This window comes from Kocuria sp. SM24M-10, assembly GCF_001027955.1.
Classification (GTDB): domain Bacteria; phylum Actinomycetota; class Actinomycetes; order Actinomycetales; family Micrococcaceae; genus Kocuria; species Kocuria oceani.
Genome location: NZ_LDNX01000038.1, coordinates 13,860 through 38,432, shown reverse-complemented (window position 1 = coordinate 38,432; position 24,573 = coordinate 13,860). Strand labels below are relative to the sequence as shown.

The 24,573-nt window shown below is 73.6% G+C and carries 25 protein-coding genes; 21 read left to right on the top strand and 4 right to left on the bottom strand.

Going from position 1 to position 24,573, the window contains the following annotated elements:
- Positions 1-98: 98 nt before the first annotated feature.
- Positions 99-1,070: an NAD(P)-dependent oxidoreductase gene (locus tag ABL57_RS04250; protein WP_047802202.1), complete on the bottom strand. Its 972-nt coding sequence runs from the start codon at positions 1,068-1,070 to the stop codon at positions 99-101.
- Between the two features lie 170 nt (positions 1,071-1,240).
- On the opposite strand from ABL57_RS04250, the gene ABL57_RS04245 reads away from it, so the two are divergent.
- From ABL57_RS04245 to murA, 15 genes are all read left to right on the top strand, one after another.
- Positions 1,241-2,152, top strand: coding sequence for a glycosyltransferase (locus ABL57_RS04245; RefSeq protein WP_047802201.1), 912 nt, complete (start codon positions 1,241-1,243; stop codon positions 2,150-2,152).
- Positions 2,149-2,994: a glycosyltransferase gene (locus ABL57_RS04240; protein ID WP_305728548.1), complete on the top strand. Its 846-nt coding sequence runs from the start codon at positions 2,149-2,151 to the stop codon at positions 2,992-2,994. The genes ABL57_RS04245 and ABL57_RS04240 overlap by 4 nt, the downstream gene beginning before the upstream one ends.
- A gap of 68 nt (positions 2,995-3,062) precedes the next feature.
- On the top strand, positions 3,063-4,973 hold the full coding sequence (locus tag ABL57_RS04235; protein ID WP_047802200.1) for a nucleoside-diphosphate sugar epimerase/dehydratase: 1,911 nt from the start codon (positions 3,063-3,065) through the stop codon (positions 4,971-4,973).
- Positions 4,970-6,085, top strand: a complete 1,116-nt coding sequence (locus tag ABL57_RS04230) for a glycosyltransferase family 4 protein (protein ID WP_238985971.1) — start codon at positions 4,970-4,972, stop codon at positions 6,083-6,085. Before ABL57_RS04235 ends, ABL57_RS04230 begins: the two co-directional genes overlap by 4 nt.
- Positions 6,082-6,576, top strand: coding sequence for a hypothetical protein (locus ABL57_RS22180; protein WP_047802199.1), 495 nt, complete (start codon positions 6,082-6,084; stop codon positions 6,574-6,576). Before ABL57_RS04230 ends, ABL57_RS22180 begins: the two co-directional genes overlap by 4 nt.
- On the top strand, positions 6,563-6,973 hold the full coding sequence (locus ABL57_RS04220) for an AtpZ/AtpI family protein (protein ID WP_053004730.1): 411 nt from the start codon (positions 6,563-6,565) through the stop codon (positions 6,971-6,973). Before ABL57_RS22180 ends, ABL57_RS04220 begins: the two co-directional genes overlap by 14 nt.
- A gap of 33 nt (positions 6,974-7,006) precedes the next feature.
- Positions 7,007-7,798, top strand: coding sequence for a F0F1 ATP synthase subunit A (gene atpB / locus ABL57_RS04215; protein ID WP_047802198.1), 792 nt, complete (start codon positions 7,007-7,009; stop codon positions 7,796-7,798).
- A gap of 117 nt (positions 7,799-7,915) precedes the next feature.
- A complete protein-coding gene (atpE, locus tag ABL57_RS04210) occupies positions 7,916-8,119 on the top strand; it encodes an ATP synthase F0 subunit C (RefSeq protein WP_017833261.1) in 204 nt (67 codons plus the stop codon).
- Positions 8,120-8,166: 47 nt separating this feature from the next.
- On the top strand, positions 8,167-8,718 hold the full coding sequence (locus tag ABL57_RS04205; RefSeq protein WP_047802197.1) for a F0F1 ATP synthase subunit B: 552 nt from the start codon (positions 8,167-8,169) through the stop codon (positions 8,716-8,718).
- Positions 8,718-9,530 (top strand): F0F1 ATP synthase subunit delta, encoded by an 813-nt coding sequence (locus ABL57_RS04200; protein WP_047802196.1) that lies wholly within the window; start codon positions 8,718-8,720, stop codon positions 9,528-9,530. Before ABL57_RS04205 ends, ABL57_RS04200 begins: the two co-directional genes overlap by 1 nt.
- Positions 9,531-9,678: 148 nt before the next feature.
- Complete coding sequence (atpA, locus tag ABL57_RS04195; protein ID WP_047802195.1) at positions 9,679-11,304, top strand: F0F1 ATP synthase subunit alpha; 1,626 nt, start codon at positions 9,679-9,681, stop codon at positions 11,302-11,304.
- A gap of 60 nt (positions 11,305-11,364) precedes the next feature.
- Entirely contained in the window at positions 11,365-12,276 is a 912-nt protein-coding gene (locus tag ABL57_RS04190) for a F0F1 ATP synthase subunit gamma (RefSeq protein ID WP_047802194.1), read from the top strand.
- A 54-nt stretch (positions 12,277-12,330) separates the two neighbouring features.
- Positions 12,331-13,797 (top strand): F0F1 ATP synthase subunit beta, encoded by a 1,467-nt coding sequence (atpD, locus tag ABL57_RS04185; RefSeq protein WP_047802193.1) that lies wholly within the window; start codon positions 12,331-12,333, stop codon positions 13,795-13,797.
- Between the two features lie 2 nt (positions 13,798-13,799).
- Positions 13,800-14,072, top strand: a complete 273-nt coding sequence (locus ABL57_RS04180; RefSeq protein ID WP_047802192.1) for a F0F1 ATP synthase subunit epsilon — start codon at positions 13,800-13,802, stop codon at positions 14,070-14,072.
- Between the two features lie 127 nt (positions 14,073-14,199).
- Positions 14,200-15,477 carry a UDP-N-acetylglucosamine 1-carboxyvinyltransferase gene (murA, locus tag ABL57_RS04175; RefSeq protein ID WP_047802191.1) on the top strand — a complete coding sequence of 426 codons (1,278 nt, stop codon included), beginning with the start codon at positions 14,200-14,202 and terminating at the stop codon, positions 15,475-15,477.
- Between the two features lie 78 nt (positions 15,478-15,555).
- Here the strand turns inward: murA and ABL57_RS04170 are convergent, their stop codons facing one another.
- Both ABL57_RS04170 and nucS read right to left on the bottom strand, forming a co-directional pair.
- Positions 15,556-15,759 carry a cold-shock protein gene (locus ABL57_RS04170; RefSeq protein ID WP_017833253.1) on the bottom strand — a complete coding sequence of 68 codons (204 nt, stop codon included), beginning with the start codon at positions 15,757-15,759 and terminating at the stop codon, positions 15,556-15,558.
- A gap of 279 nt (positions 15,760-16,038) precedes the next feature.
- Positions 16,039-16,734, bottom strand: a complete 696-nt coding sequence (gene nucS, locus ABL57_RS04165) for an endonuclease NucS (protein ID WP_047802190.1) — start codon at positions 16,732-16,734, stop codon at positions 16,039-16,041.
- Positions 16,735-16,797: 63 nt separating this feature from the next.
- Between nucS and ABL57_RS04160 the strand changes: the two genes are divergently transcribed.
- Complete coding sequence (locus ABL57_RS04160) at positions 16,798-17,142, top strand: hypothetical protein (RefSeq protein WP_047802189.1); 345 nt, start codon at positions 16,798-16,800, stop codon at positions 17,140-17,142.
- A gap of 15 nt (positions 17,143-17,157) precedes the next feature.
- Here the strand turns inward: ABL57_RS04160 and ABL57_RS04155 are convergent, their stop codons facing one another.
- Positions 17,158-18,402, bottom strand: coding sequence for an AI-2E family transporter (locus ABL57_RS04155; protein ID WP_082157210.1), 1,245 nt, complete (start codon positions 18,400-18,402; stop codon positions 17,158-17,160).
- Positions 18,403-18,626: 224 nt separating this feature from the next.
- Here ABL57_RS04155 and ABL57_RS04150 point away from each other — a divergent pair, with 224 nt between their 5' ends.
- From ABL57_RS04150 to ABL57_RS04130, 5 genes are all read left to right on the top strand, one after another.
- The gene (locus ABL57_RS04150; protein WP_047802188.1) at positions 18,627-19,586 is read left to right on the top strand and encodes a tetratricopeptide repeat protein; all 960 of its coding nucleotides are present in this window, start codon (positions 18,627-18,629) and stop codon (positions 19,584-19,586) included.
- 153 nt (positions 19,587-19,739) lie between these two features.
- Positions 19,740-20,591 (top strand): ABC transporter ATP-binding protein, encoded by an 852-nt coding sequence (locus ABL57_RS04145; protein ID WP_047802187.1) that lies wholly within the window; start codon positions 19,740-19,742, stop codon positions 20,589-20,591.
- Positions 20,573-22,225 (top strand): hypothetical protein, encoded by a 1,653-nt coding sequence (locus tag ABL57_RS04140; protein ID WP_238985970.1) that lies wholly within the window; start codon positions 20,573-20,575, stop codon positions 22,223-22,225. The genes ABL57_RS04145 and ABL57_RS04140 overlap by 19 nt, the downstream gene beginning before the upstream one ends.
- A 51-nt stretch (positions 22,226-22,276) precedes the next feature.
- Positions 22,277-22,615 (top strand): DUF3039 domain-containing protein, encoded by a 339-nt coding sequence (locus ABL57_RS04135; protein ID WP_082157209.1) that lies wholly within the window; start codon positions 22,277-22,279, stop codon positions 22,613-22,615.
- 124 nt (positions 22,616-22,739) lie between these two features.
- Positions 22,740-24,542 (top strand): DEAD/DEAH box helicase, encoded by a 1,803-nt coding sequence (locus tag ABL57_RS04130; protein WP_047802186.1) that lies wholly within the window; start codon positions 22,740-22,742, stop codon positions 24,540-24,542.
- Positions 24,543-24,573: the final 31 nt, after the last annotated feature.

The following is a 24,573-nucleotide window of genomic DNA, read 5'->3' as shown; positions in this document are numbered from 1 at the left end:
CGGGCCGGCGGAGCGCCGCATCCCCGCGTGCGGGCCGCCGGAGCGCACCCTGCGCGGCCGCCGGCGGACCCGGGGACCGGACGGTCCCCGGCGCCGGCTCAGCGCCGGCCGACGGCCAGGTGGGCCTGGCGCAGCACCTCGGTGATCCGCGGCTCCGGCAGCTCGCCGTGCTCCTCGGCCCAGCCGCGCACCTGGCGCTGCCCGAACCAGGTGACCTCCAGCCGGCGCACGAGCCCGTGCCAGCGGTTGCCGGCCAGGCCGGACACGGCGAAGCCGGTGTCCACCGCGGCCCGGCACAGCAGCGCCGGGAGGTGCAGCGGCTCCCGGCGGCCGGCGTCCCGCAGGATCGAGGCGGTGGTCGCCCCCTCCCAGGGCTGCAGCAGGACCGGGGGCAGCTCCCCGGGGTGGCGCCCGGCGCGGGAGACGAACTCCGCCAGGGCGTGCACGGAGCTGACCGGCGTGGGCGCGGAGCCGTCGCCGGCCACGGAGCTCAGCCGCGAGGACGCGAAGCGGGCCAGCCGCGCGGTGGTGCGCCGGCCCGAGCCCTGCACCGAGGTGGCGCGCAGCGCCGTGAGGGCGGGGCCCCCCGGCTCGGCGGCCCAGTCCCGGCGCAGCTTCAGCAGGGCGCTCTCACCGAGCGCCTTGGAGAAGGAGTAGGGGGAGAAGGGCCGCACCGTGGGCGTCTCGTCCAGGACGTCGATGTCGCCCTGGACGGCGGCGCTGCTGAGGTGCACGACACGCCGCACGCTCGTGCGGCGGGCGGCGAGGGCCACGAGCACCGGCAGCAGCGCGTTGGCGCCCAGCAGCGATTCCTCGTGCGTCTGGTCCGGCGCGGCGAGGCCGGCGGCGTTGACGACCACGTGGGCCCCTGCGAAGGACTCTGCGAGGTAGTCGATCACCGACTCGAGGCGCCCGGCCTGCTCCAGCAGGTGGTGGACGGTGTGCGCGCCGGACGCCAGGCGGGGGGCGGAGACCGGGACCACCGTCTGGCCGTCCGCCTGCAGCCGGGCCACGGTCGCGGAGCCCACGAACCCCGTCGCTCCCAGGACTGCCCACGTCGTCGATGTCACGGTGCTTCCTTCCCGCCGGTCTGCGCCGGTCGCCGTCGTCCGGGCCGGAGCCCCTGGGCTCATCGTACAGACCGGCCCCGGCCGCGCCCGGTTGCTAGACTCGGCACGATCCGGCGCCCACCCCGGCACCCTGCCGCGCCGGAGCCCGCTACCGCACCTGGAGGATCCGCATGCCGTCCGACCCCACGCCCACGGTGGCGGTGGCCTGCGTGACCCAGGACCGGCACGAGGACGTGCTGACCCTGGTGGCGGCGCTGCGGGCGCAGACGGTGCCGGTCGCGTCGCTGTGCCTGGTCGACGCGGGCCGCGAGGCGGTGCCGCGGGACGCGCTCGAGGAGGCGGTCGGCGGCCGGTTCGCGCTGCACCACGTGCGGTCCCTGGCCAACCTGGGCGGCGCCGGCGGGTTCTCCCTCGCGATCCTCACCGCGCTGGCCACCGGCGCGGACCGGGTGTGGCTCATGGACGACGACGCCCGCCCGGAGCAGCCCGATTGCCTGGAGATCCTCCTGGAGGAGGCCGCGCGGCGGGAGCTCGCCGTGATCTCGCCGCTGATCGTCGCCCCGCAGGACCACACCGCCCTGGCGTTCTCCTACCGGCTGGACGGGCGGCTCACGCACGCCCGCTCCGACCTCGAGCCGCTGGGCTTCCTGCCCGGGTACGCCACCTTCTTCAACGGCGCGCTCGTGGCCGAGGACGTGTTCTTCCGGGTGGGGCTGCCGGACCTCAAGCTGTTCCTGCGCGGGGACGAGGTGGACTTCCTGGTCCGGCTGCGCCGCTCCGGCCTGCCGTTCGGCACCACCACCCGGGCGGCGGTGGCCCACCCGCCGGGCTGGGCCGAGGAGCACGTGGTGATCCCGGGCCGGCTCAAGGTCGTGGTGCCGGAGACCGCGTTCAAGCGGGCGCACTTCTTCCGCAACCGCGGCTGGACCACCTGGCGCTACAAGCGGCCGGTGCAGCTCGCGGCCGATCTCGTCGGCTACCCCCTGTACTACCTGCGCCGCCGGGACGTGCGCGGCCTGGTGTCCTGGGCCGGCCGCTACGTCGGCGGGATGCGCGGCCGGGGCTTCGGCGGGCCGCGGTGACGGCGACCCCCGCGGCGGTGCCCCAGTTCTCCGTCCTGATGCCCGTGTACCGCGGCGACACGCCCGAACGGCTGCGCCGGGCCGCGGAGTCGACCACGGTGGAGCAGCAGCGTCCACCGGCGGAGCTCGTCCTCGTGCGCGACGGCCCGGTCCCCGCGCCCCTCGAGGCGGAGCTGGGCCGGCTCGCCCGGGAGCTGCCCGTGCCCGTGGTGCGGGTCGACCTCGAGCGCAACGAGGGGCTCACCGCCGCCCTGAGCGCGGGCCTGGCCCGGTGCCGGCACGACGTCGTGGCGCGGATGGACGCCGACGACGTCTCCTACCCCCGCCGCTTCGCCGTGCAGCTGCCGGTGATCGAGGCGGGCGCCGACGTGGTCGGCTCCTCGATGCACGAGATCGGAGAGGACGAGGCCCGCCCGCTCGCGCTGCGGCGGGCCCCGGTGGGGCAGGACCGGATCCTGGCGGTCTCCCGGCGGCGCAACCCGCTCAGCCACCCGTCCGTGGTGTTCCGGCGCTCCGCCGTGACGGCCGTGGGCGGCTACGAGGACGTGCCGCTGGCGGAGGACTACTGGCTGTGGGTCCGGCTGCTGCGGGCGGGGGCGGACCTGCGCAACGTGGCCGAGCCGCTGGTGGGCTACCGCGTCTCGGCGGGGGCCTACGAGCGCCGCGGCGGCATGCGGATGTTCCGGGCCGACCTGGCCCTGCAGGCCCGCCTGCTGCGGTCCGGGCACGTCGGCTTCCTACAATGGGCCGTGAACGTCGGGGTCCGCGCGGGGTACCGCTTCGTCCCCACCCGGCTCCGGGAGCTCGCCTACCGGGCCATGGCCGGGACCGGCCGCCGGTGACCGCGGGCCCTGCGCCCCGCCCGCCGGCTCCGACCGCGAGCGGCCCCGACCACGAAAGGAACGACTCGATGAGTGGTGAGCCCGAGCGCACCCCCCGCGCCGGGGCGTCCGCGCTCCCGGCCCCGCCGGGGTCCCCGGAGAAGCCGGTGGCGTGGCTGTGGATCCAGATGCTCCTGGACTCCGCCGCCTGGATCGTGGCGCTCGTGCTGGCCCTGGTGCTGCGCTACGAGATGGCCCTGCAGTTCATCACCGTGCCGGGGCTGCTCGTCGTGTCCGCCGTGGCGGTGGCCGCCCAGCTCGTCGTGGGCTTCTCCTTCGCCCTGTACAAGGGGCGCTACTCCTTCGGCAGCTTCGACGAGGCCAAGCTGCTCGTGGTCGTCACGCTCATCGTCACGGCGGTGCTCCAGGTGCTGCTCCTGGTGGTGGGCACGAGCATCGGCATCCCCCGCTCCACCGCCCTGATCGCCTTCCCGTTCGCGTGCTTGTTCATGGCCGCCTTCCGGTACCTGAAGCGGATGTACCAGGAGGCCTCGGCCCGGCCGGGCGCCGCCGCCCAGCACGTGGTGATCTACGGTGCCGGCTACCTCGGGACGTTCCTGGTGCACCGGATGATGCAGGACCCGAACTCCGACTTCCTGCCCGTGGCCCTGCTCGACGACGACCCCGCGAAGAAGCACCTGCGCATCTCCTCGGTGCCGGTGCTGGGCACCCTGCACGACGTCCGCGACGTGATGGCCCGCACCCGGGCCTCCGTGCTGATCGTGGCGATGTCCAGCCCCGAGCCCCGGCTCATGCACCGCGTGGCCGACGCCGTGGCCGGCACCGGGATCCGGGTCATGACCATGCCCCCGCTGGGCGAGGTGCTCACCGCCAAGCACAAGGCCGTGGACTTCCGGGACATCAGCATGGAGGACCTCATCGGCCGCCGCCCGGTGGACATCGACCTGGAGGAGATCGCCGGCTACGTCACGGGCCGGCGCGTCCTGGTCACGGGCGCGGGCGGCTCCATCGGCTCGGAGCTGTGCCGCCAGCTGGTGGGCTTCGAGCCCGCGGAGCTGATCATGGTGGACCGCGACGAGTCGGCGCTGCAGGGCACGCAGATCTCCATCACCGGTCGCGGCCTGCTCGACGGGCGCGACACGGTCCTCGCCGACATCCGCGACCCCGAGTCCGTCGGGGCGATCTTCCGCGACCGGCGCCCGGAGGTCGTCTTCCACGCGGCGGCCCTCAAGCACGTGTCGCTGCTCGAGCAGTACCCGGACGAGGCGTGGAAGACCAACGTCCTGGGCACCCTCAACGTGCTGCAGGCCGCGGAGGAGGCGGAGGTCGAGGTGTTCGTGAACATCTCCACGGACAAGGCCGCCAACCCCACCACGGCACTGGGCCACTCCAAGCGCGTGGCCGAGAAGCTCACCGCCTGGATGGCGGACCGGACCGGGCGCCGGTACGCGTCCGTGCGCTTCGGCAACGTCTTCGGCTCCCGCGGCTCGATGCTGCCCCTGTTCACCGAGCAGATCCGGCAGGGCGGCCCCATCACGGTGACCGACCCCGAGGCCACCCGGTACTTCATGACCATCCCGGAGGCCTGCCAGCTCGTCATCCAGGCCGGGGCGATCGCCCGGGGCGGGGAGGTGCTGATCCTGGACATGGGCGAGCCCGTGCGGATCATGGACATCGCCGAGCGGCTGCGCGTGATGAGCGGACGGGAGGACGTCGAGATCGAGATCACCGGACTGCGCCCGGGGGAGAAGCTGCACGAGGACCTGATCGGCCTCGGCGAGACGGACGAGCGGCCGTTCCACCCCAAGATCTCCCACGCCCGCGCCGACCGCCTGGACCCGGCCCAGCTGGACCGGCACACCTGGAAGGTGCGCGGCGGGATGGTCTACACCGGCACGGTCCCCGTGGTGCGGCCCTCCACCCAGCCGCCGCCCACCTCCGTGCAGCGCCCGCGCAGCCCCTCCGGGAGGGCGTCGTGAGCGCCGCCGCGCCGCTGCCCGTGCTGCGTCCGGCCGGGCTGGACCTCACCGACCCCGGAGCCGCACCGGACCCGGAGGAGCTGCGCCGGCTCGGCGAGCTCGTCCTGACGGTCGGGGCCCCCGCCCTCGTGCTGAGCCTGTTGCTGCCCCTGGTGGTCAAACCGCTGCTCGCGCGCTGGGGCGTGCTGGACGTGCCCAACGAACGCTCCTCCCACCAGCGCACCGTGGTGCGCGGCATGGGCCTGGCGGTGGCCGTGGCCGTGCTCCTGGCCTACGGCGGCGCCCTGCTGGCCGGGGCGGTGGAGGTCGACCGGTCGGTGGCGCTGGTCGTGCTCGCGGTCGCCGCGCTGTGCGCGGCCCTCGGGTGGGTCGAGGACTACCGGGGGGTGTCCGTGCGGGGGCGCCTGGCCGCGCAGCTGGGCATCGGGCTGGCCGCCACCGGCGTGCTGGTGGGCGTGCTCGGCACCTCGGTGTGGTGGCTGCCCGTGGGCACCCTGGCGATCGCCGCCTACGTCAACATGGCCAACTTCATGGACGGGATCAACGGGATCTCCGGGCTGCACGGGCTGGCCGCCGGACTGCTCTACGCCTGGGCCGGCGCCTCCAACGACCTGACCTGGATGGTCGCCGCCGGCCTGGCCGTGGCCGGGGGCTTCGCCGGGTTCCTGCCGTGGAACCTGGGCCGCGGCACCGTCTTCCTCGGCGACGTCGGCTCCTACCTGCTGGGCGGGTGCCTGGCCGGCATCGCGGTGGCCGCGTTCCTCTCCGGCGTCTACGTCGAGTACCTCCTGCCACCGCTGGCCGTCTACGTCGCCGACACCGCCGTGACCCTGCTCCGCCGCGTCCGGGCGGGGGAGGACTGGTACCGCCCGCACCGCTCGCACGTGTACCAGCGGCTCACCGACGCCGGGCTCTCCCACGTGGGCTCCTCCCTCGTCGTCACGGGCGTCACCGTCCTCGTCAGCGTGGTCTCGGTCCTGGGCCTGCGCACCGGGCCCACGGCCACGGTGCTCGCGGGCGCGTTCGTCTTGGCCGTGCTGGGGCTCTACCTCGTGCTGCCGGAGCTGCTCGTCCGCCGCGGCGCGCGCCGCCGGACCCGGGCCCCGCGGTGAGCGGGCCCGCGCTCAGCGCCCTGGCCGGGGCCGGGCTGATCGTCGCGAGCCACCTGATCACCCTGCTCGTGGCCCGGGCGACCGCGGGCGCCCCGGGCCCCGTGGCGGCCCCCGCCCTGGCGCTGAGCTACGTGCTGAAGGTGTTCGTGCTCGGCTGGGTGCTGCTGACCGTGCCCGCCCCGCCCTGGCTGTCCCCGGGCTGGCTCGCCGCAGGCCTGCTGGGGGCGCTGGCCGTGTCCCTGGTCCTGGCCGGGCGCACGAGCGCCCGGCGGACCCGCGCGGCCCTCGGCTCGGTGCTGCGCGCCCGGCAGGAGGACCCGCGGCAGGACCCGCAGGGGAACCCGCAGCAGGACCTCCACGGGCGCCGCGAGCCGGGCGTGCCCGGGGACCCGGGCGCGGACCCGCACGGCAACCGGCACGACGGGTCCGCGCGGTCCGCCGGGGCCCCGGCGCACGACGACAGGAGGACCGAGCGCCATGAGCACGGATGACCGCGACGGCACGACCGGCGGCCCCGCGGACCCGCCCGGACCGGCCCCGGAGGAGGGCCCGGCAGGCGCGGAGGAACACGGCCGGGACGGGCCCGCCCGGGGTCGGGGACTGCGCACCGCGGGGGAGCTCGTGGAGGGCGGCGGCCTGTCCGGCGGCCTCACGACACTCCTCTACGTGGTGATCGGGATGGGGTTCTGGAGTTTGGTAGGGTGGGGTGCGGATCGCGTGCTGGGAACCCGGTGGATCGTGGTCCTGGGCGCGTGCATCGGTGCCGCCTCCGGGATCTACGTCGTGTACCTCCACATGCAGGAGGGGCTCCGTCGCAGCCAGGCCTCCGACGGAGCTGATCCTCCCAACCCGCACCAGTCCGGCCCGGACTCGGCGCCCCGACCGTGACAACCGGCCAGAGCACTGCAGAAAGGACCCGCATTGAACGCCGCCCTCAGGCTTCCCGCCACCGGAGGATTCACCGCCCCGACCGTCGATGAGATGCACCTGCCTCCGTTCTTCGAGCTGGGCACCTTCGAGTTCGGCAAGCAGATGCTGCTGGTCCTCCTGTCGGTCGTCCTGATCGCCGGCTTCTTCATGTGGGCCATCCGCCGCCGCGCGCTCGTCCCCTCGAAGGCCCAGTACCTCGGGGAGAGCGGCTACGGCTTCGTCCGCAACCACCTCGGCCGGGACATCATCGGCGAGAAGGAGTTCCGCCCCTACGTCCCGCTGCTGTTCACGTTCTTCTTCTTCATCCTCGTGAACAACCTCTTCGGCTCGATCCCGATCCTGCAGCTGCCGACGCTCTCCTACGCGGGCTCCGCCTACGTGCTGGCCGGCATCGCCTACGTCACCTGGGTGTTCATGGGGATCAAGCGCCACGGCCTCGGCGGGTTCATGGGGAAGATGACCATGCCGCCGGACGTCCCGAAGGCGCTGTACATCTTCCTGATCCCGATCGAGTTCCTCTCGAACCTGATCATCCGCCCGGTCACCCACGCCCTGCGTGTGTTCGCCACGATGTTCGCCGGTCACCTGGCGCTCATGGTCGCGGCCTCGATGACCGCGTACCTGCTGACCCAGGGCGGGCTGCTGAGCATCGTCTCCGTCGGATCCACCGTGCTGGGCATCTTCATCTACTTCCTGGAGATCCTCATCCAGGTCCTCCAGGCCTACATCTTCACCCTCCTCTTCGCCGTCTACGTCCAGGGCGCCCTGCAAGAGGGCCACTGACCCCGGCGGAGCCCCCGTCCGGCCCCGGCCGGACACCCCAGCTCCATCCTCCAACTGTTCAGAGCCGACACGGCTACGACGCCCGGCCCCCGGGCACCTAGAAAGGAAACACCCCTCATGACTGGTTCGCTCAGCGCTATTGGTTACGGTCTGGCTGCCATCGGCGGTGGCATCGGCGTGGGTCTGATCTTCGCCGCGTACATGCAGTCCGTCGCCCGCCAGCCGGAGTCGCAGCGCGTGCTGCAGCCGATGCTGTTCTTCGGCTTCGCCGTGGTCGAGGCGCTCGCGATTCTGGGCTTCGTGCTCGCGTTCATCGCCTGAGTGGCGTACCCCGTACAAGTCCTTCCTAGAGAACAGGAATCGCGAACATGACACTGTTGCTGGCAGCCGAGGAAGGGGCGAACCCCCTCTTCCCCAATGTCTGGGAAATGCTGATCACCGGCATCGGGTTCCTGATCCTGCTCTTCCTGGTCGTCAAGTTCGTCGTGCCGGCCTTCGAGCGGGTCTACCAGGAGCGCACCGAGGCCATCGAGGGCGGTCTCGCGAAGGCGAAGGCCGCGCAGGCCGAGGCCGCCGCCGCGCGTGACGAGTACAACCAGCAGCTCGAGAGCGCGCGCCTGGAGGCGCAGAAGATCCGCGAGGAGGCCCGCCTGGAGGGCGAGAAGATCCTGGCGGACTTCAAGGACCGGGCCAACGCCGAGTCCGCGCGCATCACCGAGAACGCGCACCGGACCATCGAGGCGGAGCGCTCGGCCGCCGTGGTCTCGCTGCGCAACGAGGTGGGCGCGCTGGCCACCACGCTGGCGTCGAAGATCGTGGGGGAGACCCTCGACGACGACGCCCGCGCCGGCCGGGTCGTCGACCGCTTCCTCGCCGACCTCGAGTCGGAGCAGCAGCGGAACGCGGGTGCAGCGCGGTAATGACAGACGCAGCGAACGAATACCGTCAGCAGGCCACCGCCGACGCCGAGCGCTGGGCCGGCTCTGCCAGCCCCGCGCTCGCGCGCGAGCTGTTCGCCGTGCTGGCCGTCCTCGACGAGAACGGACCCGTGCGCCGGGCGCTCGTGGACCCCTCGTACTCGGGGGAGCAGCGGGCCCAGGTGGTCCGCCGGCTGTTCACCGGCAAGGTCTCCCCGGACGCCGTGGAGATCGTCGCCGGGATGACCGCCCGGCGCTGGGGCGACGACCGCGAGTTCGCCGACGGCCTGGAGCACGCCGGGGTGGTCCTCACCGCGGCGTCCGCGGAGAACCGGGCCGGCCTCGAGGGCCTCGAGCAGGTCGTCGACCAGCTCATCGCCTTCAAGACCGTCCTGGACGGCTCGCACGAGCTGCAGCGGGCGCTCAGCGATCCGCGCGCGGACGTCGAGGCGAGGACCCAGCTCACCCGCCGGCTCAGCCCGGGCGCCTCGGAGGAGGCGCTGCTGCTCCTGGAGCAGGCCGCGCTCTCGCCGCGCGGCGCCCTGGTGGGCCGTCTCGTGGAGCGCTTCGCGGAAGAGGTCGCGGCGCGCCGCCAGCGCTGGATCGCCCACGTGAGCACCTCCCGCCCGCTGACCGACGAGCAGCGGGCCCGCCTGCAGCACCAGCTCAACACGCTGTACGGCAAGGACCTCAAGCTCACGGTCGACGTCGATCCGGCGCTGATCGGCGGGCTCAAGGTGCAGGTGGGCGAGGAGGTCATCGACGGTTCCGTCGCGGCCCGCCTCGACGCGCTGCGCCAGCGGATCGGCGCCTGAGCCGAGGCTCGCACGCCGCCGTGGCGGGGGCACCGCCCCGCCGGCCGGACGGCACCGGCCGGTGGACCGGCGCAGCGTTCCGCCACGACAATGGACTCACGGTCACCGCCGACGCAGTGATCACGAACTAGGAGAGCAGGGACAGGACATGTCCGAAGTCACCATCAATGCCGACGACGTCCGTAGCGCGCTGAGCGAATTCGCCGCGTCCTACGAGCCCGGCACCGCAGAACGAACCGAGGTCGGCCGCGTCAGCAGCGCCTCCGACGGCATCGCCCGCGTCGAGGGCCTGCCCTCGGTCATGGCCAACGAGCTGCTGCGCTTCGAGAACGGCGTGCTGGGCCTCGCGCAGAACCTCGACACCCGCGACATCGGCGTCGTGATCCTCGGCGACTTCCGCGGCATCGAGGAGGGCCAGGAGGTCCAGCGCACCGGGGAGGTCCTCTCCGTGCCCGTGGGCGACGCCTACCTCGGTCGCGTGGTCGACCCGCTGGGCATGCCCATCGACGACCTCGGCCCGATCGAGGCCGAGGGCCGCCGCGCCCTGGAGCTTCAGGCCCCCGGCGTGACCATGCGCAAGTCGGTGCACGAGCCGCTGCAGACGGGCATCAAGGCCATCGACGCCATGATCCCGATCGGCCGCGGCCAGCGCCAGCTGCTCATCGGCGACCGCCAGACCGGCAAGACGGCGATCGCCGTCGACGCCATCCTCAACCAGCGCGCCAACTGGGAGTCCGGGGACGTCAACAAGCAGGTGCGCTGCATCTACGTGGCGGTCGGGCAGAAGGCCTCGACCATCGCCGGCGTGCGCCAGACCCTGGAGGACAACGGGGCGCTCGAGTACACCACGATCGTCGCCGCTCCGGCCTCCGAGGCCGCGGGCATCAAGTACCTCGCCCCCTACGCCGGCTCGGCCATCGGCCAGCACTGGATGTACGGCGGCAAGCACGTGCTGATCGTCTTCGACGACCTGTCCAAGCAGGCAGAGGCCTACCGTGCCGTGTCGCTGCTGCTGCGCCGCCCGCCGGGACGCGAGGCCTACCCCGGCGACGTCTTCTACCTGCACTCCCGCCTGCTCGAGCGCTGCGCCAAGCTCTCGGACGAGCTGGGCGCCGGGTCGATGACCGGTCTGCCGATGATCGAGACGAAGGCCAACGACGTCTCGGCCTTCATCCCGACCAACGTCATCTCGATCACTGACGGCCAGATCTTCCTGCAGTCGGACCTGTTCAACGCCAACCAGCGCCCGGCCGTGGACGTGGGCATCTCGGTGTCCCGCGTCGGCGGCGCCGCGCAGGTGAAGGCGATGAAGAAGGTCTCCGGCACGCTGAAGCTGGAGTTGGCCTCCTACCGGTCGATGCAGGCCTTCGCGATGTTCGCCTCGGACCTCGACCCGGCCTCGCGCCAGCAGCTGACCCGCGGCGCGCGCCTGATGGAGCTGCTGAAGCAGAAGCAGTACACCCCGTACCCGGTCGAGGACCAGGTCGTGTCGATCTGGGCCGGCACCAACGGCCACCTCGACGAGGTCGAGGTCGCCGACGTGCTGGACTTCGAGCAGGCGCTGCTGGACCACGTCCGCCGCACCACCAACGTCATGGACTCCATCGTGGGGACCGGCAAGCTCGAGGACGACGCGGTCGCCGCCCTCGAGACCGCCGTGGCCGAGGTCAAGCGCGACTTCCGGGGCACCAAGCACGGCATCGAGCCGGGGCACGAGGAGCACGAAGCCATCGACGCCTCGAAGGTCGACCAGGAACGGATCGTCAGGAAGTAACCGGTCGGTCCGGTGCGCCGCCGCGGCGGCGCACCGGACACGGTGACGAAAGGAAGTCACATGGGAGCGCAGATTCGGGTCTACCGGAACAAGATCGCGTCGACCAAGTCCATGAAGAAGATCTTCAAGGCCATGGAGATGATCGCGACCTCGCGCATCAACAAGTCCCGACAGGGTCTGCTCGCGGCGCGTCCGTACGCGAACGCGCTGACCCGGGCGGTCTCACAGGTCGCCACCCAGCACAACGTCTCCCATGTCCTCACCACACGGCCCGACGAGGTGCGCCGGGCCGCCGTGGTGATCATGACCTCGGACCGCGGCCTGGCCGGCTCCTACTCGTCCAACGTGCTCAAGGAGGCCGAGGGCCTGTTGGAGCTGCTGCACGGGCAGGGCAAGGAGACCAAGGTCTACCTGATCGGCCGCAAGGCCCAGGCCTACTTCGACTTCCGCAGCCGCCCGTACGAGCGCAACTGGACGGGCGACACCGACAACGCCCGCCCGGAGCGGGCGCGGGAGCTGCGCGAGGTGCTGGTCGAGGACCTGGAGACCGCGTACGAGGACGGCGGGGTGGACGAGATCCACCTGGTCTACACGTCGTTCCAGTCGATGGTCACCCAGGAGCCCCGGGTGCTGCGCCTGCTGCCGCTGGAGGTCGTGGACGCCAACGCCCTGACCGACGAGGTCGCCCAGGAGTTCGACGAGCTGGAGGAGCCGGACAGCACCTTCGAGTTCGAGCCGAACCCCGAGGAGTTCCTCGACGCGGTGCTGCCGCGCTACATCGACGCCCGCCTGTACGCCAGCCTCTCGCACGCGGCCACGAGCGAGCTCGCGGCCCGGCAGAAGGCGATGAAGGCCGCCGGCGACAACGCCGACGAGCTGATCAAGAAGTACACGCGCCTGATGAACAACGCCCGCCAGGCCGAGATCACCACCGAGCTCACCGAGATCGTGAGCGGCGCCGAAGCCCTGTGACGGGCCGCCCGGCGATCCAGCAACTGACCACCACGAACAAGTGAAGTGAGAGAAATGACTGCCACCATCAGCGAACAGGCCGGGCAGCCGGTCTCGGGCGGCGCCACGGGCCGCATCGCCCGGGTCATCGGGCCGGTCGTCGACGTCGAGTTCCCGGAGCACGCCGTTCCGGAGATCTACAACGCGCTGACCGCCCAGTACGAGCTCAACGGCGAGACGCGCACGATCACGTTCGAGACGGCCCAGCACCTGGGCGAGAACATGGTCCGCGCGATCTCCCTGCAGCAGACCGACGGCCTGGTGCGCGGCACCGAGGTCAAGGACTCCGGCGGGCCGATCTCCGTGCCCGTGGGCGACGTGGTCAAGGGCCACATCTTCAACGTGCTGGGCGACGCCCTCGACGTCGAGACCTCCTCCCTGGAGATCACCGAGCGCTGGCCGATCCACCGCAAGGCCCCGTCCTTCGCGGAGCTCGAGGGCTCCACGGAGATGATGGAGACCGGCATCAAGTCGATCGACCTCCTCACCCCCTACATCAAGGGCGGGAAGATCGGCCTGTTCGGCGGCGCCGGCGTGGGCAAGACCGTGCTCATCCAGGAGATGATCACCCGCGTGGCCCGCAACTTCGGCGGTACCTCCGTCTTCGCGGGCGTGGGCGAGCGCACCCGTGAGGGCAACGACCTCTGGGTCGAGATGGAGGAGGCGGGCGTCCTCAAGGACACCGCCCTCGTGTTCGGCCAGATGGACGAGCCGCCGGGAACGCGTCTGCGCGTGGCCCTGACCGGCCTGACCATGGCGGAGTACTTCCGCGACGTGCAGAACCAGGACGTGCTGCTGTTCGTGGACAACATCTTCCGCTTCACCCAGGCGGGCTCGGAGGTGTCCACCCTGCTGGGCCGCATCCCCTCCGCCGTGGGCTACCAGCCCACGCTGGCGGACGAGATGGGCGTGCTCCAGGAGCGCATCACCTCCACCCGCGGCCACTCGATCACCTCGATGCAGGCGATCTACGTGCCGGCCGACGACTACACCGACCCGGCCCCGGCCACGACGTTCGCCCACCTGGACGCCACCACGGAGCTCTCCCGCGACATCGCCTCCCGCGGCCTGTACCCGGCGATCGACCCGCTGGCCTCGACCTCGCGCATCCTCGACCCGCAGATCGTGGGCCAGGAGCACTACGACGTCGCGATCCGCGTCCGGGCGATCCTGCAGGAGAACAAGGAGCTGCAGGACATCATCGCGATCCTCGGCGTCGAGGAGCTCTCCGAGGAGCAGAAGGTCGTCGTCGCCCGCGCCCGCCGGATCGAGCAGTTCCTCTCCCAGAACACCTACACCGCCAAGCAGTTCACCGGCGTGGAGGGCTCCACGGTGCCGCTGGCGGAGACCATCGAGGCGTTCGGGAAGATCACCGAGGGCGAGTTCGACCACGTCCCGGAGCAGGCGTTCTACAACGTCGGCGGCCTGGACGACGTCATGCAGCGGTGGGACGAGATCAAGACCCGGACCGGCGGCAAGTAGTCATGGCCGAGATGATCGTCGAAATCGTCTCCCTCGAGCGCTCGGAGTGGACCGGTACGGCCCGGATGGTGCGCGTGCGCACCTCCGAGGGCGACATCGGCATCCTGCCCGGGCACGAGGCCGTGGCCGGGCTGCTCCGGCCCGGTGACTTCGCGCTCGACCCGGTGGACGGCGCCCGTGTCGAGGGCACCATCGACTCCGGGTTCGTGTTCGTCGACAACGACCGGGTCACGATCGTGGCGGACAACGTGGAGCTCGCCGGCGCCGCCGCCTGATCCGCCCGGCCGCGGGGCCTCGGCCCCGCTCTGCACGCACAGCCGCGGCCTCCGCACCACCGGTGCGGAGGCCGCGGCCGTACCCGGGGCCCGGCGGGCACCCGGCCGAGACCGCCCAGGAGAGTGGATGGAAGAGAAGATCGTCGTGCACGGACCGACCGCGGTCGAAGGCACGCTGCGCGTCTCCGGGGCGAAGAACAGCGTCCTGAAGCTCATGGCCGCGGCGCTGCTGGCCGAGGGCGAGTCCACGATCAGCAACGTGCCGGAGATCCAGGACGTGACCATCATGGCGGAGCTGCTGCGCCGCCTGGGCTGTGCGGTGGCCTACGACCGGGTCGAGAAGACCGTGCGGATCGACGTCCCGGCCGTGCTGCACCACCAGGCGGACTACGACCTGGTCCGGGCCATGCGCGCGTCGATCTCCGTGCTGGGCCCGCTGGTCGCCCGCTGCCGGGTCGCCGAGGTGGCGCTGCCGGGCGGGGACGCGATCGGGGCCCGCGGCCTGGACATGCACCGGGCGGGGCTCGAGGCGATGGGCGCGGTGCTGCAGATCGAGCGCGGCTACCTGGTGGCCTCCGTCCCGCAGACCCTGCGGGGGACGCACTTCCGGCTCGACTACCCCTCGGTGGGGGCCACCGAGAACCTCATGATGGCCGCGACGCTGGCCGAGGGCACCACCGTGATCGACAACGCGGCCCGGGAGCCCGAGATCGTGGACATCGGGCGGATGCTGCAGGGCATGGGCGCCCGGATCGAGGGCCTGGGCACCAGCACCGTGACGGTCGTCGGCGTCGCGTCCCTGCACCCGGTGGAGCACCGGACGGTGCCGGACCGCATCGTCGCCGGCACGTGGGCCTTCGCCGCCGCCGTGACCGGGGGGACCGTGCGGATCGAGGGCGCGGAGCCGGGCCACCTGGCCGTGGTGCTCGACAAGCTGCGCGCGGCCGGGTGCCGCGTGGACACGCACGACGGCTGCCTGGTGGTGGCCGGGCCGCAGCGGCCCCGGGCGATCAACGTCTCCACCCTGCCGTACCCGGGGTTCCCCACCGACCTCCAGCCGTTCGTGGTCGCCCTCAACGCGGTCGCCGAGGGCTCGGGGATGGTCACCGAGAACGTCTTCGAGGCCCGCTGGGGCTTCACCGCGGAGCTGGAGCGCCTGGGGGCCAGCGTGCGGCTCGACGGCCACCATGCCCTCGTCGCCGGGATGCCCGTGCTCTCCGGGGCACCCGTGGAGGCGAAGGACATCCGGGCGGGCGCGGCCCTGGTGATCGCCGGCATGGCCGCGGTGGGCACCACCGACGTGCACGGCGTGGAGCACGTCGACCGCGGCTACGAGCACTTCGTGGAGCAGCTGGCGGCGGCCGGGGCCGCCGTCGAGCGCCACCTGGCCGGCGCCGCGTACTGAGCCGCCGCCCGGGAACGGAGGAGCCCCGCACCCGGGACGGGTGCGGGGCTCCTGCTCAGCCGGTGCGCGGAACGCGGATCAGATGAGCGTGACGCCGGTGGCCTGCGGGCCCTTCTGGCCCTGGCCGATCTCGAACTCGACGCGCTGGTTCTCCTCGAGGGTGCGGAAGCCGCCCGACTGGATCTCGGAGTAGTGGACGAAGACGTCCGAGTCGGAGTCGTCGGGGGTGATGAAGCCGAAGCCCTTCTCGGCGTTGAACCACTTGACGGTGCCCTGGGCCATGAAATCTCTCCTTGCGAGATGGTGCGAAACGTGTGCACAGGTCGTGCACGGGAGGGCGGTAGGACGAGATGAGCCGAGGACCGTCGGGCCGGCCCCGCGGGGCCGGAGGTCGGGATCCGGGTCGAACATCACGCTCGCTTACCCGTTCTGCGAGCATGCAAAACATGGAACGAAGAACATGTTCAGCTTCACACATCCCCCGGGGGCGGTCAACGTTGTTCGCCTGCTGATCATCCGCGCCGCCGGGGTGTTCGCTGAGCGCGTGACGCGCCGCCGGGCTCAGAACAGCCGCGCGTCGCTGTCGTCCACCCCGCGCATGCCGTCGTAGTCGAGGGTGAGGCAGGCGATGCCGCGGTCCTCCGCGAGCACCCTGGCCTGGGGCCTGATCAGCTGCGCGGCGTACACCCCGCGCACGGGCGCCAGCAGGGGGTCGCGGTTGAGCAGCTCCAGGTAGCGGGTGAGCTGCTCCACGCCGTCGATGTCCCCGCGGCGCTTGAGCTCCACCGCCACGGTCGCCCCCGCCGCGTCGCGGGCGAGGATGTCCACCGGCCCGATCGCGGTCGGGTACTCCCGCCGCACGAGCGTGTGCCCGGCCCCCAGCAGGTGGATCTGCTCGGCGAGCAAGCGCTGCAGGTCGGCCTCGACCCCGTCCTTCACCAGGCCCGGGTCCACGCCCAGCTCGTGCGAGACGTCCTCGTGGATCTCGAAGAGCTGGATGACCAGGCGGTCGTCGCTCTTGGCCGCCTGCACCGTCCACGTCTGCACCACGCCCTCGGCGGCGAGCTCGGCCTCCGGCTCGCCCACGTGCAGCCGGGCCGGCGGGCTCATCCAGTTCAGGGGCTTGTAGCTGCCCCCGTCCGAGTGCACGAGCACGGAGCCGTCGGCCTTCACGAGGAGCAGACGGCGGGCGGCGGGCAGGTGGGCGCGCAGACGCCCTTCGTAGTCGACGGAGCAATCGGCAATGACGAGACGCACGGGGACCAGCCTAACCAACCCCGGGCACGCCCCGCGCCGAGGCCCGTGTGAGAGGATGTCGCCGTGCCCCGCTCCAACCACTCCTCGCGAGGCCGCCGGGCCGGCGGCCCGGCCGCCGGTGCCCGCGCCAGCAAGTGGCAGCGCGCCGCGGCGCGGGAGCCCTGGTCGGTGGAGCGGGTCCTGGAGCCGGCGCCCACGGTGGAGCGGGCCCCCGACGGCGACTGGATGGTGCGCCACGTCCGTCCGGCCAACGCGGTGAAGACCTACGTCTGCCCCGGGTGCGGCCGGTCGATCCCCCCGGGGATCGCCCACCTCGTCGTCTGGCAGCAGGACTCCCTCCTGGGCGCACGGAGCGCCTTCGAGGACCACCGGCACTGGCACGAGCGGTGCTGGCGCACCCGCCGCTGAGCAGCGCCCGGGGTCTCAGCGGTCGTCCTGGCGCGGGACGAACACCTCCCGCACGAGGATGAGGGCCGCCGCGGCCGTGGGGATGGCGATGAGCGCGCCGAGCACCCCCCACAGCGCCCCGCCGGCGGCCACGGCGATGACCGCGATGGCGCCCGGCACGGCCACGGCCCGGCGCATGATCCGCGGTGAGACGAAGTAGGCCTCGACCTGCAGGTAGGCGAAGTAGCCGATCGCATAGGGCACGGCCGTCTCCCAGCCCGCGGTCACGGCCACGAGCGAGACGAGGATCCCGGCCAGCACCCCGCCCACCAGCGGCACGAAGGCGAGCAGCGCCACGACCAGCGAGAGCAGCGCTGCGAACGGCACCCCGGTGATCAGCATGAGGGCCAGCGCCACCGCGGCGTTGAGCAGGGCCACGCACGCCTGGCCCACCACGTAGTTGCCGACCCCGCGCAGCATCCGGTCGCCCAGCTCCTGGACCCGGGCGCGGCGGGAGGCCGGGGCGAGCCGGTAGGCCCACTGCGTCATCACCGGCAGGGAGGCCAGGAAGTATAGGGTCAGGGCGAGCACGATCAGCGTCCCCGCCACGGCGCTGAGCACCACCGAGCCCAGGCCCACGACCCCGCCGAAGAGCCCGCCCAGCAGGTCGCTGTCGGACCCGACCCGACCGCTCAGGCCCTGCAGCCACTGCTCGGTGGAGTCGCGGACCCCGAACCGGGCGTCCAGCTCCGCGAAGCCTCGCGAGGCGAGGAGGTCGTCCACGAACGGGGGCACCCGCTCGGCCAGCTGGGCGGCCTCGGCCACGATCCGGGGGACCACCAGGGTGATCACGGCGGCCAGCGCCCCAGCCAGGCCCAGCACCACCAGCGCCACCGCCCCCGGGCGCGGCACCGACCTCGCCTCGAGCCACCGCACGAGGGGCTCGAGGCCGAGGGCGAGGAACGTGGCCGTCACGACCCAGCCGACCAGCGGCCCGACGTTCGCCAGCACCCACCAGCCGAGCAGCGCCAGGCCCACCCCCACGGCCAGCAGGAACCCGGTCTGCACGGGCCGGACCAGCCCCGGTTGCTGCGGCGGACGCGCCGGGCGCTCCCCGAGCTCGGGCGGCACCTCGAAGCGGCGGCGCGGCCGCGCCCCGGGCAGGGGGCGCAGGAAGCGGTCGACGGCGTGGGTGCGGCGCGCGCGGGCCGGCTCGGGGCCGACCGGTTCCGGCCGGGCCGGCCCGGGCTCCTGCGCGGGCCCGGGCTCGGGTGACGTCATGGCTGCTCCAGTGCGGTCGGCGGCGCCGCGGGCCCTTCTGCGCCGTCGTCCGGCCGGGCCGCGGTCACGCCGGAAGCGTACACCGGCCCGCTCCGGTGGCCGAGCCGCCGTCCGCCGTCGATAATCGACGGTAGACCCGCGGCGCCCGCCGCGCCGCCGCCCCGGACCCGCCCGGCCGCCTCCGGCCCGGTCGGGTCCATCCCCGAGTTCCCCAGGAGACGCTTGTGAACGAGTTCCCGCACCAGCAGCCGCGCAGCGCCGCAGAGCCCGCCCCGCAGCCCGAGCCCACCCTGCCGGCCTCCGTGCGGGGAGCCGTGGACCTGGGCGCCGTGCCCGCCCCGGCCGCCGCGCCCCGGGGTCAGGCCGGGGAGGCCGCCGGGGGCTACCGCCGGGAGGTGGGCACGGCGGACTTCCAGGAGGTCGCCGAGCTCTCCACGCAGGTCCCGGTCGTCTTCGCCCTGTGGGCGCGCTTCAGCCAGCAGTCGGTGGCCTTCGCCGACACCCTCGAGCAGGTCGTCGACCGCTACCGCGGCCGGATGCTGCTGGCCTCCGTGGACGCCGAGGCGTCCCCGGAGATCGCCCAGATGTTCCAGGCGCAGTCCGTGCCGACCGTCGTGGCCCTGCTGGGCGGACGCCCCGTGCCGCTGTTCAACTCGACCGTCCCGGCGGAGCAGGCGGCCCAGCTCCTGGACGAGCTCCTGGGCCTGGCCGAGCAGAACGGGATCTCGGGCACCGTGGAGCCCGTGCGCGCCGACGACGAGCCCGAGCCGCTGCCCCCGCTGCACCAGGAGGCGGCGGACGCCCTCGAGGCGGGGGACCTCGACGCCGCCGAGGCCGCCTACCGCAGGGCCATCGCCGAGAACCCGGGCGACCGGGACGCCAAGCTCGCCCTGGCCCAGGTCCACCTCCTGCAGCGGGTGCTGCCGCTGGACGCCGCCACGGTGCGCGCCGAGGCCGCCGCCGCCCCGGACGACGTCGCGGCGCAGCTGGCGGTCGGCGACCTCGACGTCTCGGGCGGACACGTCGAGGACGCCTTCCGGCGGCTGCTGGACCTCGTGCGCCGCACCGCGGGGGAGGACCGCGACACCGTGCGCCGGCGCCTGCTGGAGCTCTTCGACGTGGTGGGCGCCGAGGACCCCCGGGTGGTCACGGCCCGGGGCGCCCTGATGCGCGCCCTCTTCTGAGGCCGCGCTCGGCCGCCCGGCGCTGAGGGCCGGCCTCGCTGCCGGGCGGCGGGCCCGGGCTCCGCCGCCCGGGGGAGCCCGGACCCGGAGCCGGCCGGCGGGATCCGTCGTGCGCCGGAGGCGCCCCGGACCCCGCCTGCCTACGCTGGTGGCATGAGTCACCAGCCGCCCCCGCCCCCCGCCCCGGTCCCGTCCGCGGCACCGGACCGAACCGCCCCGCCGCCCGGCGGGCAGCCCGCGCTGAGCGTGCGCGGGCTGGTCCGGGTCTTCGGCCGGCCCGGGGCCCCGGACGCCAAGGTCGCCGTGGACCGGGTCGACCTCGACGTGCCGCGCGGGTCCTTCTTCGGACTCGTGGGCCGCAACGGCGCCGGCAAGACCACCATGCTGTCCATGGCCACCGGCCTGCTGCGCCCCACGGCGGGGACGGTCCGGGTCGCCGGGGTGGACGTCTGGGCCGAGCCCCGCCGGGCGAAGCAGCTGATGGGCGTGCTGCCCGACGGCGTGCACCTGTTCGACCGGCTCACGGGCCGGCAGCTGGTCACGTACTCGGGCCTGCTGCGCGGGATGGACCGCGAGGTCGTGGCCGAGCGCGCCGAGGACCTCCTGCGGGCCATGGACCTGCTCGGCGACGCCGGCACCCAGGTGCAGGACTACTCCGCGGGCATGACCAAGAAGATCGCCCTGGCCGGCGCCCTCGTCCACGCCCCGAGCCTGCTCGTGCTCGACGAGCCGTTCGAGTCGGTGGACCCCGTCTCGGCGGCCAACATCCGCCAGATCCTGCACGGCTTCGTGGCCGCCGGCGGCACCGTGGTGGTCTCCAGCCACGTCATGGACCTGGTGCAGCGGATGTGCGACCACGTGGCGGTCATGGACCGCGGCCGGGTGCTCGCCGCCGGCACGGTCGACGAGGTGCGGGCGGGAGCATCCCTGGAGGACCGGTTCGTGGAGCTCGTCGGCGGCCGCCGGGAGACGGGGGAGGAGCTCTCGTGGCTGCGCCCGGAGTGAGCCCCGGCCTCGCGCCCGCCCCGCACGGACCCGTGCCCGGCCGCGCCGGTGCGGCGCTGCCGGTCCGGCACCTCGTGGGGCTCAAGGCGAGGATCCTGCTGAACACCCTCAGCCGCAGCACCTGGGTGCTCGTGGGCACCGTCGTGGGCGCGGCCTACTTCCTGTTCCTGCTGGTCACCTCGCTCGTGGGACTGTTCCTGCTCGGCCGCGAGGAGCTCACCCTCGTGCGGACCGTGCTGGTCCTGGCCGGGTCCGCGGCGACCCTGGCCTGGTGGCTGGTGCCCGTCCTCGCCTCCCGCGCCGACGCGACCCTGGACCCGGCCCGGCTGGCCCTGTTCCCGCTCACGGTCGGCCAGGTCCAGTGGGGCCAGGCCCTCGGCGCGCTCGTCGGGGTCCCCGGGGCCCTGACGGCGCTCGCGCTGGCCGGGACCGTGCTCGCCTGGCGGTCCTCGGCCGCGGCCGTGCTCACGGCCCTCGTCTGCCTGCCCCTGGCCCTCGCGCTGCTGTTCACCGGCTCCCGCTGCGTCACGGCGCTCGCGATCGGGCTGAGCCGCCGGCGCCGGCTGACCGAGCTGCTGTCGGTGGTCGCGCTCGTGGGCCTGGTCTTCCTCGGCCCGCTGTTCGCCGGGGTGCTCAGCGGGCTGGAGCTCGTGTGGGAGCGGCTCCCGGAGTACGCCGCGGCCCTGGCCTGGACGCCGTTGGGGGCCGTCTGGGCCCTGCCCGCCGACGTGGCCGCCGGCCGGTGGGCCGCGGCCGCCGCGCGGCTGGCGGTGACCGGGCTGACCGTGCTCGCCCTCGTGCTGCTCTGGCGGGTCGCCCAGCAGCGCGCCCTCACCAGCGCCGCCGGGGAACGGGCGGCGGCGACCGGCGGGAGCGACGGCGCGGGGCTCCTCGACCGGCTGCCGCCCCGCCCCTGGGCCGCCGTGGCGGCCCGCTGCCTGATCTACTGGATCCGGGACCCGCGCTACTCGGCGGGTCTGCTCGTGATCCCCGCGATCGCCGTGCTGCTGTGGCTGACCCGGGACCCCGGCGGGCCCAACGTCCTGTTCCACGCCCTGGGCCCCATGGTGGCCGCGCTGATGGCCTACACGATCTCCGCCGACGTCTCCTCGGACAACACCGCCGTCCACCTGCACCTGCTGGCGGGGCTGCGGGGCGTGCACGACCGCGCGGGGCGGGTGCTCGCCCTGCTGGTGGTCGCGGCGCCGCTCGCGGCCCTCGGGCTGCTGCTGCCCCTCGCGGTGGAGGGCCGCTGGCACCTGCTGCCGGGGCTGCTGGGCACCACGGTGCTGGCGCTGCTCGGCGGGTGCGGCCTGGCCTCGGTGATGTCGGCCCGCTACACCTATCCGGTGGCCCCGCCGGGCGCCTCCCCGCTGAAGACGCCGGAGGGGTTCACGGTGCTCAACGTGCTCGTGCAGTTCGTGGCGCTGGCCCTCATGCTGCTCCTCACGCTGCCCGCGGCCGTGCCACTGCTCGTGCACGCGGCCGGTGGGAGCGCCGGGTGGGGCTGGGCGGCGCTGGCCGCCGGGCTGGTGCTGGGCCCGCTGCTGTGCGGGCTCGGCGTGGTCGTGGGCGGGCGCTGGTACGACCGGCGGGCCCCGGAGCTGCTCCAGGAGGTCGCCCGGTTCCGCTGAGCCGGCGCCGGGTCGCACGGCCGGCGACGGCGACGGGGTAAACTGGCGCCCATGCACTCCTTCCCAGCCTCCACTCCCGGCACCCCGACCAGCGGGCTGGACGACAGCCCCTACGGCACCGACCCGGCGCAGCCGGCGGGCGGCACCGCGACCATCGAGCGCGAGGAGACCCGGGAGGTCCAGGAGCCCGGCGACCACGAGCGCTTCGCGCACTACGTGCGCAAGGAGAAGATCATGGAGTCCGCCCTCTCCGGCGAGCCCGTGATCGCGCTGTGCGGCAAGGTCTGGGTGCCGGGGCGGGACCCGCAGCGGTTCCCCGTGTGCCCCACCTGCAAGGAGATCTACGAGGGCCTGCGCCCGAGCAACGACAGCGGCGACGACCAGGGCTGAGCACGGCCCTTCCGACGAAGCGCCCGCCGCCGGCGGGCGCTTTTGCGTGGCCCGCCGCCGCGCCCTCCCACCCGCCGCGGCCCGTGCCGGGCCGCGGCACCACGAGCGAAAGGACGTCGCCACCGTGTCCCAGGACGACCAGCTGTCCTTGTTCGGCGCCGCCGCCGCCGACCTCCCCCCGGCCTATCCGGACCGCGCCGCGTGGGGGACGGCCCCCAAGCTGCGCGCCTGGCAGGCGGAGGCGCTGCAGCGCTACTTCGAGGCCCAGCCCCAGGACTTCATGGCGGTGGCGACCCCCGGCGCCGGCAAGACGACCTTCGCGCTGCGGGTGGCCAAGGAGCTCTTCGACCGCGGCACCGTCAACCGCATCACGGTGGTGACCCCCACCGACCACCTCAAGCGCCAGTGGGCGGACGCCGCCGCCCGGGTGGGGCTGGCGATCGACCCGAACTTCAAGAACTCGGACGGCTCCCACGGCCGGGACTACCTCGGCGCCGCGGTGACGTACTCGCAGGTGGCCATGAAGCCGCTGCTCCACCGCGCCCGCACCGAGGCCGGCCGCACCCTGGTGATCATGGACGAGATCCACCACGCCGGCGACGCGCTGACCTGGGGCGACGGACTGCAGGAGGCCTTCGACCCGGCCGTGCGCCGGCTCGCGCTGACCGGCACCCCGTTCCGCTCGGACACCGCCCCGATCCCCTTCGTGCGCTACGTGGAGGACGGGGACGGCATCCGCCGCTCCAGCGCCGACTACACCTACGGCTACGGGGACGCCCTGAAGGACCACGTGGTGCGCCCGGTGATCTTCCTGGCCTACTCGGGGCAGATGCGCTGGCGCACGAGTGCGGGCGAGGAGATGGCCGCGGAGCTCGGCGAGGGCTTCACCAAGGACATCACCTCGCAGGCCTGGCGCACCGCCCTGGACCCCCAGGGGCAGTGGATCCCCTCGGTGCTGCAGGCCGCCGACCAGCGGCTCACCGAGGTGCGGCGCACCGTGCCCGACGCCGGGGCGCTGGTCATCGCGACCGACCACCAGGACGCCAAGGCCTACGCCGCCCAGCTGCGCCGGATCACCGGGGAGAACCCCGCCGTGGTGCTCTCCGACGACAAGGGCGCCTCGGACCGGATCGACGAGTTCTCCGCCGGCGACAGCCGCTGGATGGTCGCCGTGCGCATGGTCTCGGAGGGCGTGGACGTCCCGCGCCTGGCCGTGGGCGTCTACGCGACGTCCACCTCCACCCCGCTGTTCTTCGCCCAGGCCGTCGGCCGCTTCGTGCGCGCCCGCAAGCGCGGGGAGACCGCGTCCGTGTTCCTGCCGTCCGTGCCCGCGCTGATGCAGCTGGCCAACGAGATGGAGGCCGAGCGGGACCACGCCCTCGACAAGCCGGCGGCCGCGGAGACCGGCCTGCCCGCCGACCCGATGGAGGAGGGCTGGGACGACGACCTGCTCGAGGAGGCCAACCGCGAGGAGAAGGCGTCCTCGGCCCTCGCGCAGGGCCGCTTCGAGGCCATCGGCTCCGACGCGTCCTTCCACGGCGTGCTCTTCGACGGCGGCGCGTTCGGCGGCGGCGTGGCCGTGGGCTCCGAGGAGGAGGCCGACTTCCTGGGCATTCCCGGGCTGCTCGAGGCGGACCAGGTCTCGGCGCTGCTGCGGGAGCGGCAGTCGCAGCACGCCCGTCGTCGCTCGGGCACGGCCCGGGCCCCGGAGGCGCCGGCCGTGCCCGACCACCGGCGGCTCAAGGAGCTGCGCTCGACCCTGTCCAAGAACGTCTCGGCCTGGGCGTCGCGCACGGGCACCCCGCACGGCATGGTGCACAACGAGCTGCGCCGCGTCTGCGGCGGCCCGCCGGTGGCGCAGGCCAACGAGGAGCAGCTGCAGGCCCGCGTGAAGAAGCTCCAGGACTGGTTCATCGGCCGCAAGTGACCCCGCGCTCCTCCCCGCGAGGTCGCGGCTG

Coding starts and splice junctions, on each gene's coding strand:
- ABL57_RS04245 (WP_047802201.1), top strand. CDS start 1,241: ATGCCGTCCGACCCCACGCCCACGGTGGCGGTGGCCTGCGTGACCCAG.
- ABL57_RS04235 (WP_047802200.1), top strand. CDS start 3,063: ATGAGTGGTGAGCCCGAGCGCACCCCCCGCGCCGGGGCGTCCGCGCTC.
- ABL57_RS04220 (WP_053004730.1), top strand. CDS start 6,563: ATGAGCACGGATGACCGCGACGGCACGACCGGCGGCCCCGCGGACCCG.
- atpE (WP_017833261.1), top strand. CDS start 7,916: ATGACTGGTTCGCTCAGCGCTATTGGTTACGGTCTGGCTGCCATCGGC.
- ABL57_RS04205 (WP_047802197.1), top strand. CDS start 8,167: ATGACACTGTTGCTGGCAGCCGAGGAAGGGGCGAACCCCCTCTTCCCC.
- ABL57_RS04200 (WP_047802196.1), top strand. CDS start 8,718: ATGACAGACGCAGCGAACGAATACCGTCAGCAGGCCACCGCCGACGCC.
- atpA (WP_047802195.1), top strand. CDS start 9,679: ATGTCCGAAGTCACCATCAATGCCGACGACGTCCGTAGCGCGCTGAGC.
- ABL57_RS04190 (WP_047802194.1), top strand. CDS start 11,365: ATGGGAGCGCAGATTCGGGTCTACCGGAACAAGATCGCGTCGACCAAG.
- atpD (WP_047802193.1), top strand. CDS start 12,331: ATGACTGCCACCATCAGCGAACAGGCCGGGCAGCCGGTCTCGGGCGGC.
- ABL57_RS04180 (WP_047802192.1), top strand. CDS start 13,800: ATGGCCGAGATGATCGTCGAAATCGTCTCCCTCGAGCGCTCGGAGTGG.
- murA (WP_047802191.1), top strand. CDS start 14,200: ATGGAAGAGAAGATCGTCGTGCACGGACCGACCGCGGTCGAAGGCACG.
- ABL57_RS04170 (WP_017833253.1), bottom strand. CDS start 15,759: ATGGCCCAGGGCACCGTCAAGTGGTTCAACGCCGAGAAGGGCTTCGGC.
- ABL57_RS04155 (WP_082157210.1), bottom strand. CDS start 18,402: ATGACGTCACCCGAGCCCGGGCCCGCGCAGGAGCCCGGGCCGGCCCGG.
- ABL57_RS04145 (WP_047802187.1), top strand. CDS start 19,740: ATGAGTCACCAGCCGCCCCCGCCCCCCGCCCCGGTCCCGTCCGCGGCA.
- ABL57_RS04135 (WP_082157209.1), top strand. CDS start 22,277: ATGCACTCCTTCCCAGCCTCCACTCCCGGCACCCCGACCAGCGGGCTG.